Genomic DNA, 13,325 nt, shown 5'->3' on the forward strand with positions numbered 1-13,325 from the left:
ATCGCATAAACTTATTAATAAAGACTTATAAATAAAGAGGTTAAAATGGTTGAAAAATGCTACAATTGCGCGGTTTTGGGCAATCCTATATCGCACTCTCTATCTCCAGTTCTACACAATGCTGCATATAAGGCATTGGGCTTAAATAATTGGCATTATGGTAAAGAAAAAGTTAGCGAGGAAGACTTAAAAGATTTTATTGCAAATCTTGACGATTCTTGGAAAGGCTTAAGCCTTACAATGCCACTTAAAAAAACAATTATGAGCCTAGGTGTAGCTTGCGATTATTGGTCTAAAACGCTTGGTGTTGCAAATACTGCTGTGTTTAGTAAAAAGCCATGCTTAGAAAATCCTGAGACGATTGAGCTTTGTAACACAGATGTAAATGGTATTGTAATGGCGTTAATACACTCTTTAAAGTCTCAAATATTAAACGCTAAAAGTGCGGTTATTATTGGCAGCGGAAACACTGCGTCTTCTGCAATGGCAGCTTTAATAGAAATTGCTCAAGGTTCAAAATTGAGTAAAGTTAGTGTTGTTGCAAGATTGCAAAGCGATGGTAAAACTGTTAAAGGCGTTAGTAGATTTAACGATTTAGTAGATAAATATAAATTGGATTTTCCAAATAGCAGAAGAATAGAGCCGTCTAACTTGAATCTTAAAAACAAACGTGGCTACAAGCCTGTTTGCGGTATAGAATTCCCTACTATTGATCCTGAGTTTATAAAAATATCGCAAGATATAGAAAAATGTGATAAATCTCACATTCTAGAATCTATTTCTTCGTTGGATGCAATTGAAGCAATTGTAAACGCAGATATTGTTATAAGCACTGTTCCTGCTCATATAGCAGACGGATTAGCGCTCGCTTTGTGTGAATATTGCAAGGAAAAGTCAATAAAACATTTAGGAGCTTTGCTAGACGTTGTATATGATCCTCGACCAAGCCAGATGCTTAAAGTTTGGAGAAAATATGGCATGGGTATTGGTGGAGAAGAAATGCTTTTATATCAAGCACTAGATCAAGTAAAACTCATGACTTTTGATTATAGGCATTCAAGTGATGATTCGTGTGATGATTCTTGCATAATCAAACACCAATCTGACAAGGCTACAGATTACGATTACATAAGAAGTTGCATGGAAAAAGCATTGAAGGAGGCGTTATGATCACTGAAAATAGTGAATTCTCGCAGGTGGCAAGCGATTTTGAAGTAATGCTCATTACTGGCATGAGCGGCGCTGGCAGATCTCATGCAGCAAATGCTTTGGAAGACATGGGCTGGTATGTTATTGATAATCTTCCTCCAAAGTTACTCATCCCTCTTGTAGACATGATGACATCTTCTGGATCTAAAGTTCATAAGCTTGCAGCAGTTATTGACGTAAGATCACGCGGATATTTTGATGATTTATTTGTTGTTTTGGGTCATATAGATGATTTAGGCGTAAAAACTCGAATACTATTTTTAGATGCATCTGATTCTGTGCTCATTAAAAGATATGAGTCAGTGCGCAGGCCACATCCTTTGCAGCGCGGAGGAAGACTTATAGATGGTATTTTGGAAGAGCGTGAGCTTTTATGTCATCTTAAAGATTGCGCAGATATTATTATCGATACTTCAAATCTTAGTATTCATCAGCTTTCCACTAAACTTTATGAGGGGTTGCTTGGAAAAGGATCTTCTACAGTATCTGTTCACATTTTTAGTTTTGGGTTCAAGTACGGAATGCCTATGGACGCCGATTTTGTGGCAGATATGCGATTTTTGCCCAATCCATTTTGGATTCCAGAGCTTAGGGATTTAACTGGAAAAGATAAAGCAGTTAGCGATTATGTTCTTAAAAATCCAGCGGCAATAGAATTCTTAGACTATTACGAAAAAGCTCTTCTTACGGCAATTGATGGTTTTGCAAAAGAAGATAAGCATTATGTAACAATTGCTGTTGGATGCACTGGGGGTCAGCATAGGTCTGTAGCTATTAGCATAGAGCTTGCAAGAAGACTAAAATTAAGAGGATTGCAGGTTACAGTATCTGCTAGAGAGATGAGATCTAGAACATGATTTAATTTCTCCTATAGGATTATGTAATATAAAAAGTAGAACTATAAAAAGGTAAAATGTCCAAGTCATTGGGTATCACAGAAAGCCGAGCATGTAGGTGTTTTGCACATCGTGCAACGGCATCTTGTATGAATCCCAACGCATACTCTAAGAAGAACAAAATAGGAGGTTTCCCTTGGCTCTTCTTGACGACGTAAAGAACGAACTCGTCGCAAATAATAGTGAGCTACCAGCGGTTGTTATGGCTCAGGCAGCAGCAATGATGCGTTTTGGTGGCGGCTTAAGGCCGGTTAATAATCAGGCTGTGATTCGTGCACAGTTTGATTCTCTAAGCGCAGCGCAATGGCTTGTAGATACGCTTGTGACATGTTTCCAAAGAGAAGCAACGATTTCTCAAACTACTCGTCAGACTCCTACAGGTGTTGTTACTCGTTACGATGTTCTTGTGGAGCGAGGTGCTGCAGCTTTGGCTCTGCAATCAGGTTTGTTGGACCGTCGTATGCATATCGTTGCTGGTCTTGCCCCTGAAATTGTTGGTGGAAGTATTGCGCAGGTTAAAGCTGCGTGGAGAGGTGCTTTCTTAGCTCATGGGGCTATATCCGATCCTGGAAAGGCAAGCTATTTAGAGATTGTTTGCCCAACTCATGAGGCTGCTACAGCGTTGCAAGCAATGGCAGCACGACTCGGAGTTGGTGCAAAGGCGCGCAAAGTTAAAAGCTCTGAGCGTGTTACTTTGAGAGATTCTGACGCTATTGAGCGTATGCTGATTTTGATTGGAGCTCCTCGTTCTGCTCGAGAATGGACTGGTAAGCGTTCTGATGGTGAAGCAAGAGGCAAAGCTAATCGACTGGCAAACTTTGATGATGCTAATATGCGCAGAAGTGCTAAAGCTGCTGCAGAAGCTTGCGAAAAGGTTCGTCACGCTTTCGATGTTCTTGGGGACGATATTCCAGAAAATCTTTTGATGGCAGGAAAGTTGCGACTGCAGCATAGTGATGCAAGTCTAGAAGAACTTGGTCATTTAGCGGATCCTCCGATTACAAAGGATGCTGTTGCTGGTCGTATTCGTAGGCTTTTGCAGCTTTGCGCTAAGGTAGAAAAGTCGCGAATGTAATTGCTTTTTTGACTGAGTATTTATTCGTATTGGCCGCATACTTTGAGTATGCGGCATTTTTTGTAGTTTTTTATTATCTAATTTTGGGCGTGCTTGTTGCGCACATGCGATATAATTGCTCATGGAATTTATAGACGTTTTAGCTTTGCTTTCGTCTTTTTTCTTGTTAAATTCGCCATCATGATTGGTTGAATCATGTTTTGGAAAGGATACCAATGAAGACACTTAAAGATTTGGGAGATTTGAGCGGCAAGCGCGTACTCGTTCGTGCTGATTTTAATGTTCCTCTCAAGGGCACGACTATCACAGACGATGGTCGAATCAAGGCTGCTTTACCAACGATTAAAGCTTTGCGTGAGCAGGGTGCCAAGGTTATTTTAATGGCCCATCTTGGACGTCCAAAGGGTCAGGTTGTTCCAGAGCTCTCTTTGGCTCCAGTAGCGGCTCGCTTAGGTGAACTTCTTGGTGTTAATGTTGTTTTGGCTGCAGATACTTATGGTGAAGATGCTCAGGCTAAGGTAGCTGCCATGAATAATGGCGACGTTGTGTTGCTTGAAAACGTTCGTTTCAACGCTGAAGAAACCAGTAAGGATGCGTCCGAACGCGCTGAATACGCTAAGAAGATTGCTGCTCTTGGAGAAGTTTTTGTTTCCGACGGTTTCGGTGTTGTACACCGCGCCCAGGGTTCAAATTACGATGTTGCTGCCGATCTTCCAGCTGCTGCTGGCTTGCTTGTTGAGAAGGAAGTTAAGGCACTTTCTCGCGCAACCGAAAATCCAGAGCGTCCTTTGACTGTTGTGCTTGGTGGATCTAAGGTTTCCGACAAGCTTGGCGTTATTGAAAACTTGCTTTCTAAGGCTGACCGTCTTGTTATTGGTGGCGGAATGGTGTTCACATTCCTTAAGGCTTTGGGTCATGAAGTTGGTACTTCTTTGCTTGAAGAGGATCAGCTAGAGAAAGTTAAGGGATATATCGAAACTGCTAAGAAGAATGGCGTTGAGGTTGTTCTTCCAACCGATATTGTTGTGAACGCTGGCTTCCCAGCAGGCGATACTCCTGTTGCTCCAGAAGTTGTTCCAGCGGATGCTATTCCAGCAGACAAGATGGGCTTGGATATTGGCCCTGATTCTCAAAAGCTTTTCCACGACAAGATTGTTGATTCCAAGACTGTTGTTTGGAATGGACCAATGGGCGTGTTCGAAGTTGCAGAGTTTGCTGCTGGTACTCGCGCTGTAGCTCAGGGTTTGGTTGATGCAACGAAGAACGGCACTTTCACTATTGTCGGTGGTGGAGATTCCGCTTCTGCAGTTCGTAATCTTGGATTCCCAGAAGATGGCTTCTCTCACATATCCACTGGTGGTGGCGCTTCACTCGAGTTCTTGGAAGGTAAGACGCTTCCAGGTTTGAGCGTGCTTGAGTAAGTGACTTTAAAATATTGTGCCGACTTCGATTTTATAAATTCTTTTTGTAGATCGGGGTCGGCATAATGTTAATTTTATCTTTATAACTAATTCTTAAGGGTGATTATGGTTGTCAATAGGAAACCGCTAGTTGCAGGCAATTGGAAGATGAATTTTAATCACCTCGAAGCCACTCATTTTATTCAAAAATTCTGGTGGCGTCTATGTGATTCTCACTTCGATTGTAAAAAATGCGATATTGCTCTTATGCCATCGTTTACGTCCTTAAGAAGCGTGCAAGTATTAGTCGAGTCTGATAATCTTCCTATTCTTTATGGCGCGCAAGCAGTTTCCGTTACAGCTCAAGGCGCGTTTACTGGAGATGTTTCTGCAGATATGCTTGCAAGCTTGGGCTGCTCAATGGTGATTGTAGGTCATTCTGAGCGACGTAAGTATCATCCAGAAGATGATGCGAATATTGTTGACCAAGTGCGAGCTGTGCTTGCTGCTGGAATGCAACCTATTCTTTGCGTTGGTGAAAGTTTTGAAGAGCGCAAGCAGGGTATAGAGCTTGATTTTGCAGTTGGACAGGTTCATGACGTTACTCGCGATTTGGATTCTAAGCAGGCAGAGCGTTTGATTATTGCATACGAACCAGTTTGGGCTATTGGAACTGGAATGGTAGCTACAGCACAGTCTGCTCAAGATGCTGCTAAGGCTATTAGGGATGATTTGCAGGAAACTTTCGGGGATACTGTATCACAAAAAGTTAGAATACTTTATGGCGGCTCTGTAACGTCTTCTAATGCAGCAAGTCTTATTTGTGAGCCAGACGTTGATGGATTTCTTATTGGTGGAGCTTCTTTAGACATTGAGGAATTGGCTACTATTGTTCAATTGTCGTCTTACAAAAATCGAATTTAATACATAGGTCAATGGCTTTTACTATGCTTTACAAAGTACTCTAAAACAGGAGGTTACTTGTGTCCGCTGTGAAAATTGTTTTGCAAGTGTTGCTTGTGCTGACCAGCATTTTGTTGACATTGTTGATTTTGATGCACAAGGGCAAGGGCGGCGGTCTTTCCGACATGTTCGGCGGCGGTTTAACGAAGAACGCTGGTAGCTCTGGTGTTGCAGAAAAGAACTTGAATCGTTGGACTGTTATTATAGCGTTGATTTGGGTGGCTGTTATTGTTGCCTTGAATCTTATGACTAAGTTCTCACTTATCTAAGTATTCTTTTAAGCGCGTAATCGATTAGGTTATGCGCTTTTTATTTTATAAGCAGAGCAGGTGTACATTTTGCTATGCTTTTTAAGATGTTAGAAGATGTTAGACTAATTAAAATACATTAGGTTATTGTTATGCTTCATTTTTCTCCTTCTCTTGTGGTAGCAGATCTTGATGGCACTATGCTTCATGATGCTAATGCTTTTGAAAGCAGATATTTAAGCCAAGAAACTGTTAGCGCTTCTAAGCGTTTGAGTGAATGTGGAATTCCGCTTGCGATTATTACTGCTCGACCTGTTGGAAGTGCTTTTGATTTTATTCACGATTTGAATGCTCAAGTTTGCGCGTACCTTAATGGTGCTCTTATTGATTTTGACTGTGCTCACAGCACGATAGGTGAGCTTACTTCGCAAAGAAGCCTTGATACTCTTACGCGTTTTGGATTTGATTCTCAACATGCTTGTAGTGTGTGTTTGCGCTTGCTTAATGAGATTCCTACGCTTCGCATTGGCGTTGTTATGAACGATGTTCGTTACACTAATTTTGATGTTCGTATGCTTTGGAACGAGCAGGATTTTGTTATTACCGATTTTTCTAATGTTCCAAGTGGCATTGCAGACAAGATTATTATTGTTCCTCGAGAGAGTGAGAAGGAAAAACTTCAGAGCATTCTTCCAACCGATTTTTCGCTACACATTAGCGAAGATGTTTTGTGGATGCTTACGAATCCTCTTGCAAACAAGGGGCATGCTTTGAACGTTATTTGCAATCGTTTGGGTGTGAAGCCTAGTCGCACAGTCGTTTTTGGAGACGATATTATAGATATAGACATGTTCCGCGCAGGGGGATACGGTGTAGCGGTATCGAATAGTAATCCTCGGTTGCTTGCGATTGCGGACGAGGTTTGTGATTCCAACAACAATAATGGCGTTGCTACCTGGCTTAATTCAAATCTTTTTACTAGATTGTGAATAACCCACCTTTCGTTACCGGCGAAGTTGTGTGACGAATTCTTTCGTAGAGAGTCAAACGGAAAGCTTGGTGACATTATCAGTGAAGAGAAGAAATCTACCATTAAAGTCGGAGCAGCTAAAGATCTCAATGGAGAATACCCATTTTTCATTAGTGGTGATGCTGTACTTTCTTGTGATAAACCACTAGTTAATAATCGACCCATTTATATTCCAAATGAGATTGAACTTAAGGTGTTTAATAGCATTGGATATGCCTGCTTATACGACTATATCGTATAATCAACGTGAAAATAGAGCTTTGATAGCTCTCCGTGATTGGCTTTTACCTATGCTCATGAACGGGCAAGCGACAATCGAAGATTAGGCAGCTAAATTATCATTTCTCTATCCATTAATTTCTTCTCCTTAATCTATAAATTTCAATTAAAAAAGCGACTGAACTTATATTTCAATCGCTAAAAGTCTTATATGTTAAATTGTTTTAAGTGTGGCTTCTTATCCTTACCATTTTTACATCCTAATTTTGAGTATAAAAAAGACGATAGAGTTTTAACTGTCTATCGTCTAATACCTTTACTATGATATTTTTAAATCTTTTTTGACCAATATACTTTTAATAATTTAGAAAATATTATTTGCACAAATGCAACTATTATTAACGCTAAAAAGGCTTCATAACTTACATATGCTACAAATAAAGAAACAGTTACAATAGCCATTGAAAATATAGGTATTATATTTGATCCTGACTTCATCTTTATTAATATCATTCTTTCATCTGTTTCTTTAGTATGCATCTTCTCCAATATATCTCTATTTCTATATGCTCTACCAAGCATTGACATGTAGAATACAGATACAAGTTCAAGTCCAATAAAAAATACTGCTACATAATATGTCACATCTTCTTTTAATGGGAATTTATATTTTAAGTAAAAATTTCCAATAATAACTGCGAGTAAGGCAACCATACATAATAAGACTAAAATACTAATTCTAAATCCTATTTCTTTTTTATATTTTTCTAATTTGTTCATATTAATCATCCTCTTCTATACTAAATATTTCTTCAATACTCATATCAAAAAACTTAGCAATTTTAAAAGCCAACGGCAGTGACGCTATATATTTTCCAGTTTCAATGGAAGTTATGGTCTGCCTTGTAACTCCAACTTTATTTGCCAATTCTTCTTGAGTTATTTTATGCTGTTTTCTTAATCGAAAAATTGTATTTTTCATTTTCCTCCTTCAACAGCAAGCTAACTTTACATATAAAGTATAGCTCGCTTTGCTTTTTTTGTAAAGCGTACTTTGCTTTTTGTAATTTCTTAAACTAAAAAGACGATAGATTTTTATTATCTATCGTTTATTGCTATATTCAATCCTATAATTAGTTTTTTTATATTTTTATTTTTAATACATTAGATTTTGAAGTTAATTTAGCTTTATCCCTATTTTTCAAAAAATCTTCACAATCAAACCAATTCTTTTTATCATAATCTTCAAGTAACTTGTAATTCTTGAACAGGAAGCAAAAGTAGTAAGAAGAATTTATAGAGAATATTTAGAAGGAGCAAGCCTTAGAGACATAGCGGAGGGCCTTGAAAAAGACGGCATTAAAAACGGTGCCGGGCATTTAAAATGGCACTTGTCTAATATTAAAACCATTTTGCAAAACGAAAAATATATTGGTGATGCTCTTTTACAAAAAACCATCACGACAGATTTTATTAACCATGTTCGTATAAAAAATGATGGAAAAGAGCCTCAATATTATGTAAAAGATAGCCACGCGTCTATTATTCCAAGAGATATTTTCTTTAAAGTTCAAGAAGAAATGGTAAGACGAGCCAACATGTTTAGCGGTGAGGAGAACAAAAAAAGGAGAGTTTATTCCAGCAAGTACGCTTTATCCAGCCTATGTGTTTGTGCTAAATGCGGGGATGTTTACAGAAGAATTGCTTGGAACAACCGAGGAGTGCATTCTGTTGTCTGGCGTTGTTGTACCAGATGGGAAAATGGTCCTAGTGCTTGCGATGCTCCGACAGTAAAAGAGGAAGAGCTGCAGTCTGCCATAGTGAAAGCCATAAACAAGGTGTTTAGTATATCGGATGAAGTATTAGACATGTTGAAGAATAATATTAGAGAAATTATCGCGGGCAATAACTTAAACGAGATTGAAACGGTTGATAAAAGAATTGCAGATAAACAAGCGATACTATTAACCTTGCTTAAAGCTAAAAAAGACTATACGAAAACTGCCAACGAGATTGATGAGCTGAAAGGTAAGAAACAGCAGCTTCTTATAGAAAAAGCAGGTCAAGAAGATGCTAAAAGACGAACCAGAGAAATGGAAGATTTTCTGAAAAGTGAGCGTCACGATATTAGTGAGTATGACGAGAAGCTGGTAAGAAAGTACATCAAGAAAATAAAAGTTTACGAGGACAAGTTCAGCGTAACTTTTAAATCAGAGATTAGTGTGGATATTGAAAGAGCATCATAAAAGCCAAAGTACTTTTAGCATTTGAAATGTTACAAAAGTCAGCCTAGGGGAATCATCTCTAGGCTGTTTTTTGTTTTTATGCTCAAAAATCAAGCTATTAAGCCAATCTTAAACCTTTTAACGATAGCTTTTTCTATCGTTAAAAAGTGCACCCACTATCCATAGTGTGCACTCAAAAAAGTGTAGCTATACTAGGAGTTCTCTCAATCCACGTGGAAACTATAGCGTTGATACAAAAGATATAAATTTAGAAATCCTGCATTTTAAGCAGTTTTATAAGCATTTTGTCTTTGAAAAAGATGAAGAAGGATACGTCAAAAAGACTCAAAAACACTACATGGACGTAAGAATAGTTTTGCAACTGGTATAAGGAGACATAAAGAAAAATATAATAAGATAAAACCCATTTTATACTTTCTACAAGAGTAGCTTAAAAGGCCGCTCTTTTTGCAATTTGAATACCCAAGGTTGGATCAGGACTTTATGTTTATATTTAATGATGAAAAAAGACTTGATAAATAAGAACTATCAGAATTGTATTAAAATAATTTAATAAAAAAGGCTAATGAAATTATTTAAGCATTATAGATTTAAATTATATAATTTTCTTGATTATGTAACTATATAGAAATTAAGAAATAAGAGATTGAAGAGAAAATTAGGAACCATAGTATTTTAAAATTTGATTGCTTATGTAAGAACATGTTATTTATTGTGTGTTGACTAATTGTATTCAACAATGATAAAATATCAAAAGAATAGAGGTGGTGCATAATGGATATCATAGAAGTTTTTTCTAAAAATGTTAAAAAATATCGAAATGAAATGGGTTTATCACAAGAAGCTTTTGCTGAAAAATCCGGATTGCATAGAACATATATAAGTGCATTAGAGTGTAAAAAAAGAAGCATTGCTTTGGATAATGTACAGAAAATAGCAGATGCTTTGGAGATAGAACCATATTTATTATTTAAGGAATAAATAGTAAGAAAGAGGATGGTATTAAGTGAAAAGGACAAATTATTTTAATTACATAGAAGAAAAATTAAATACGTTAGCATATAGAATAGAAGTAAGAAGTAAACTAAACCTTTTGGAACTTAATATTCATTCGGAAAATTTTTTCGCCAATTTGTGTAATATTATTTTTGATTTAGAATTAGAAAATTTAAATTTCTCATATCAAAATATAGATGGTATAGATTTAATAGATCATAAAAATAAAATTGTCGTGCAAGTTTCTTCAACCTGTACAAAAATAAAAATTGAAAATTCTCTAAGCAAAAATGTATATGCTAAATATAAAGATTATAAATACAAGTTTATGTCTATTTCTAAGAATGCACCTTCTTCTTTAAAAAATAAAACTTTTAAGAATCCATATAGTATGCAATTTAATCCAAAACAAGATATATGGGATGTTGGGTTACTTCTTAAAAAAACTTTAAATCAAACAGTTTCTAAGCAAAGGTGTTTATATGATTTAATAAAAGCTGAGTTAGGGCAGGACGTTGATTGCGTTAAAATTGAGTCAAATTTAGCCAAAGTTATTAACATTTTAGCAGAGGAGACACTTGATATTAATGCTGATTCTCCAGAAATCAACTCTTTTGCTATAGAAGATAAAATTTTATTTAATGATTTAGAATATGCTAAAGAGATAATTGATGAGTATAAAATTTTTTATCACAGGCTTGATGAAATATACAGTGAGTTTGATAGAGAAGGTAAAAATAAAAGTTTTTCTGTATTACAGGAAATTAGAAGGCAGTATATAGAATTAAATAGATTAAATCATACTCCTACAGATATTTTTTATGAAATAATTAATTGTGTTATGAAAGTTATAATTGGAAGTAGTAATTATATAGAAATACCGATGGAAGAACTACAATTATGTACGGATATACTGGTTGTAGATGCTTTTATTAGATGTAAAATATTTAATAATCCGGAGGGATATAACCATGTTATTACCAGATAATATTCATCCTGAACTTAGTATTTATTATAATGGTTATGTTATTTTAACAGAGCTTGAAAAGAAAACAGAACAAATGCTTTTAGAATTATACTATAATGTAAAAAAGTCAAATAACATGTCATTTTCCGTGTTCGTATTGAGTCTTGACTGGTTATATTTAATACAATTAGCTCAAATAAGTGAGAAGGGGGTAGTAAGAAAATGTTTATAGAAAAACTGAAAATTTCTACTAAATATGAAACGATTCGAGAGATGAAATTTCATACAGGTATGAATTTAATAATTGATGACACCCCTTTAACAGATGACTTAAAATCAACAGGGAATAATGTAGGTAAAACAACAGTTTTAAAATTAATTTATTTTTGCCTGGGAGGAGAAGGTAAGGATATTTACACAGATGAAGAAAATAAAAATAAAGTATATGAAGAGATTAAAAGTTTTTTAATAAATCAGGAAGTGTTAGTAACATTAACCCTTATAAATGGATTTAACATGCAAGAAAAAGAACGATTAGTTATCGAGCGTAATTTTTTATCAGGGGAAAATGCTATAAGGAAAATAAATGGTAAATCAATATTGAAAAAAGATTTTGAAAACGAACTATTAGCAAAAATATTTCCAGAACATAAAAAAGAAAAACCTTCTTTTAAGCAAATTATATCTCATAACATTAGATATAAGGACAATAGTATTAATAAGACATTAAAAACATTAAATTCTTATACTACTGATGTTGAATATGAAACTCTATATTTATATCTTTTAGGATGTGGATTTGATAGTGGAGCCAAAAAACAAGCACTTACTAATAAGATAAAGCAGGAAAATGCATATAAAGAAAGGCTTGAAAAAAAACAAAAGAAAAATTCATATGAGGTTGCATTATCTATAATTGAAGATGAAATAGTTGAGTTAAATAACAAAAAATCTTTATTAAATATAAATGAAAATTTTGAAGAGGATTTAAATAAACTAAATGAAATAAAATATAAAATAAATAGGTTAAGTTCACTTATTACTAAACTAGAAATAAGAAGAGACATGATCATTGAAGCAAAAAATGAGATGGAAAAAGATGTGTCTAAAATTGATTTAGATCAATTAAGATTGTTGTATATTAAATCAAAAGAATATATCCCTAATTTGCATAAAACATTTGAAGATTTAGTCGTATATCACAATAAAATGATAGTGGAGAAGGTTTCATTTATAACAAAAGAATTACCTGTATTAAATGATAGAATTAAAAATGAGAAGAGAACTTTAAAAGGATTGTTAAGAGATGAAAAAATATTATCTATAAAAATTTCCAAGAGTGATTCTTTTAATGATTTGGAAAATATTATTTCTGAAATAAATGAAAAATATAGATTAAAAGGTGAGTATGAAAATACAATTTCACAAATAAACGAGGTAGATTCAATTCTCGAAACAACAGAGAATGAACTTAAAAACATTGATCAATATTTATATTCTTCTGATTTTCAAGAAAAACTTAAGAAGCAAATAATGAAATTTAATAGATATTTTTCTTCGGTATCATATGAGTTATATGGAGAAAAATATGCTCTGACATATGAGATTATTAATAATAAAAAGACAAACAAGCCAGTATATAAGTTTAGCACATTTAACTCAAATATGAGTTCAGGCAAAAAACAAGGAGAAATTCTATGTTTTGATTTGGCATATATAATGTTTGCTGATGAGGAAGGAATATCCTCTTTGCATTTTTTATTAAATGATAAAAAAGAATTGATGCATGATAATCAATTGGTGAAAGTTTCGGATTTTGTTATAAAAAAAGACATTCAATTAGTAATTTCAATATTGAAAGATAAGTTGCCTGCAGACCTATTGAGTAAAGCGAATATTATTGTGGAATTATCACAAACTGATAAATTATTTAAAATTAAATAGTAGTATAAAAGAGTAAGAATCCCTTACTCTTTTATATTGTAGAAAATATGTATGTAATACTTGATACAAGGTAGGAATTGTATATACCATATAGAACTTATACCAAAATACAGCACAGAATATTTTATGTGA

General features: G+C 34.9%; 14 protein-coding genes. 12 read left to right on the plus strand and 2 right to left on the minus strand.

Translation table 11 applies throughout. The features are described from left to right. Nucleotides 1–45 precede the first annotated feature (45 nt). From HXT19_RS03030 to HXT19_RS03060, 7 genes are all read left to right on the plus strand, one after another. Nucleotides 46–1,170 carry a shikimate dehydrogenase gene (locus HXT19_RS03030; RefSeq protein ID WP_004117195.1) on the plus strand — a complete coding sequence of 375 codons (1,125 nt, stop codon included), beginning with the start codon at nucleotides 46–48 and terminating at the stop codon, nucleotides 1,168–1,170. Continuing rightward, nucleotides 1,167–2,066: an RNase adapter RapZ gene (gene rapZ / locus HXT19_RS03035; RefSeq protein WP_009994741.1), complete on the plus strand. Its 900-nt coding sequence runs from the start codon at nucleotides 1,167–1,169 to the stop codon at nucleotides 2,064–2,066. Before HXT19_RS03030 ends, rapZ begins: the two co-directional genes overlap by 4 nt. 175 nt (nucleotides 2,067–2,241) lie before the next feature. Next, nucleotides 2,242–3,180, plus strand: coding sequence for a DNA-binding protein WhiA (gene whiA, locus HXT19_RS03040; protein ID WP_004111755.1), 939 nt, complete (start codon nucleotides 2,242–2,244; stop codon nucleotides 3,178–3,180). A 215-nt stretch (nucleotides 3,181–3,395) separates the two neighbouring features. Then, nucleotides 3,396–4,601, plus strand: a complete 1,206-nt coding sequence (locus HXT19_RS03045; protein WP_014554603.1) for a phosphoglycerate kinase — start codon at nucleotides 3,396–3,398, stop codon at nucleotides 4,599–4,601. A gap of 105 nt (nucleotides 4,602–4,706) precedes the next feature. Next, nucleotides 4,707–5,504, plus strand: coding sequence for a triose-phosphate isomerase (gene tpiA / locus HXT19_RS03050; RefSeq protein WP_004111753.1), 798 nt, complete (start codon nucleotides 4,707–4,709; stop codon nucleotides 5,502–5,504). Nucleotides 5,505–5,563: 59 nt separating this feature from the next. Next, the gene (gene secG / locus HXT19_RS03055) at nucleotides 5,564–5,812 is read left to right on the plus strand and encodes a preprotein translocase subunit SecG (RefSeq protein WP_004115170.1); all 249 of its coding nucleotides are present in this window, start codon (nucleotides 5,564–5,566) and stop codon (nucleotides 5,810–5,812) included. 131 nt (nucleotides 5,813–5,943) lie between these two features. After that, entirely contained in the window at nucleotides 5,944–6,780 is an 837-nt protein-coding gene (locus HXT19_RS03060) for an HAD hydrolase family protein (RefSeq protein WP_246943274.1), read from the plus strand. A 590-nt stretch (nucleotides 6,781–7,370) separates the two neighbouring features. Here the strand turns inward: HXT19_RS03060 and HXT19_RS03065 are convergent. Together HXT19_RS03065 and HXT19_RS03070 are read right to left on the minus strand one after the other, a co-directional pair. Beyond that, on the minus strand, nucleotides 7,371–7,820 hold the full coding sequence (locus tag HXT19_RS03065; RefSeq protein WP_004111746.1) for a hypothetical protein: 450 nt from the start codon (nucleotides 7,818–7,820) through the stop codon (nucleotides 7,371–7,373). A gap of 1 nt (nucleotide 7,821) precedes the next feature. Further along, complete coding sequence (locus tag HXT19_RS03070; RefSeq protein ID WP_004133084.1) at nucleotides 7,822–8,022, minus strand: helix-turn-helix transcriptional regulator; 201 nt, start codon at nucleotides 8,020–8,022, stop codon at nucleotides 7,822–7,824. 310 nt (nucleotides 8,023–8,332) lie between these two features. On the opposite strand from HXT19_RS03070, the gene HXT19_RS03075 reads away from it, so the two are divergent. The 5 genes from HXT19_RS03075 (at nucleotide 8,333) to HXT19_RS03095 (ending at nucleotide 13,193) form a co-directional block, all read left to right on the plus strand. Further along, nucleotides 8,333–9,286 (plus strand): recombinase family protein, encoded by a 954-nt coding sequence (locus tag HXT19_RS03075; RefSeq protein ID WP_246943416.1) that lies wholly within the window; start codon nucleotides 8,333–8,335, stop codon nucleotides 9,284–9,286. A 774-nt stretch (nucleotides 9,287–10,060) separates the two neighbouring features. Next, nucleotides 10,061–10,267: a helix-turn-helix domain-containing protein gene (locus HXT19_RS03080; protein ID WP_101887814.1), complete on the plus strand. Its 207-nt coding sequence runs from the start codon at nucleotides 10,061–10,063 to the stop codon at nucleotides 10,265–10,267. 25 nt (nucleotides 10,268–10,292) lie between these two features. Continuing rightward, nucleotides 10,293–11,270, plus strand: a complete 978-nt coding sequence (locus tag HXT19_RS03085) for an ABC-three component system protein (RefSeq protein WP_101887813.1) — start codon at nucleotides 10,293–10,295, stop codon at nucleotides 11,268–11,270. Continuing rightward, nucleotides 11,254–11,481, plus strand: a complete 228-nt coding sequence (locus tag HXT19_RS03090; RefSeq protein ID WP_036747199.1) for an ABC-three component system middle component 6 — start codon at nucleotides 11,254–11,256, stop codon at nucleotides 11,479–11,481. Before HXT19_RS03085 ends, HXT19_RS03090 begins: the two co-directional genes overlap by 17 nt. After that, complete coding sequence (locus HXT19_RS03095) at nucleotides 11,472–13,193, plus strand: DUF2326 domain-containing protein (protein WP_101887812.1); 1,722 nt, start codon at nucleotides 11,472–11,474, stop codon at nucleotides 13,191–13,193. The genes HXT19_RS03090 and HXT19_RS03095 overlap by 10 nt, the downstream gene beginning before the upstream one ends. The last annotated feature ends 132 nt before the right edge of the window (nucleotides 13,194–13,325 follow it).

This window comes from Gardnerella sp. DNF00038 (assembly GCF_049262855.1).
GTDB classification, from domain to species: domain Bacteria; phylum Actinomycetota; class Actinomycetes; order Actinomycetales; family Bifidobacteriaceae; genus Bifidobacterium; species Bifidobacterium vaginale.

What these genes read in the sequence shown, in the direction of transcription:
- HXT19_RS03030 (WP_004117195.1), top strand. Translation starts at nt 46, where the DNA reads ATGGTTGAAAAATGCTACAATTGCGCGGTTTTGGGCAATCCTATATCG.
- rapZ (WP_009994741.1), top strand. Translation starts at nt 1,167, where the DNA reads ATGATCACTGAAAATAGTGAATTCTCGCAGGTGGCAAGCGATTTTGAA.
- HXT19_RS03045 (WP_014554603.1), top strand. Translation starts at nt 3,396, where the DNA reads ATGAAGACACTTAAAGATTTGGGAGATTTGAGCGGCAAGCGCGTACTC.
- tpiA (WP_004111753.1), top strand. Translation starts at nt 4,707, where the DNA reads ATGGTTGTCAATAGGAAACCGCTAGTTGCAGGCAATTGGAAGATGAAT.
- HXT19_RS03060 (WP_246943274.1), top strand. Translation starts at nt 5,944, where the DNA reads ATGCTTCATTTTTCTCCTTCTCTTGTGGTAGCAGATCTTGATGGCACT.
- HXT19_RS03065 (WP_004111746.1), bottom strand. Translation starts at nt 7,820, where the DNA reads ATGAACAAATTAGAAAAATATAAAAAAGAAATAGGATTTAGAATTAGT.
- HXT19_RS03070 (WP_004133084.1), bottom strand. Translation starts at nt 8,022, where the DNA reads ATGAAAAATACAATTTTTCGATTAAGAAAACAGCATAAAATAACTCAA.
- HXT19_RS03080 (WP_101887814.1), top strand. Translation starts at nt 10,061, where the DNA reads ATGGATATCATAGAAGTTTTTTCTAAAAATGTTAAAAAATATCGAAAT.
- HXT19_RS03090 (WP_036747199.1), top strand. Translation starts at nt 11,254, where the DNA reads ATGTTATTACCAGATAATATTCATCCTGAACTTAGTATTTATTATAAT.
- HXT19_RS03095 (WP_101887812.1), top strand. Translation starts at nt 11,472, where the DNA reads ATGTTTATAGAAAAACTGAAAATTTCTACTAAATATGAAACGATTCGA.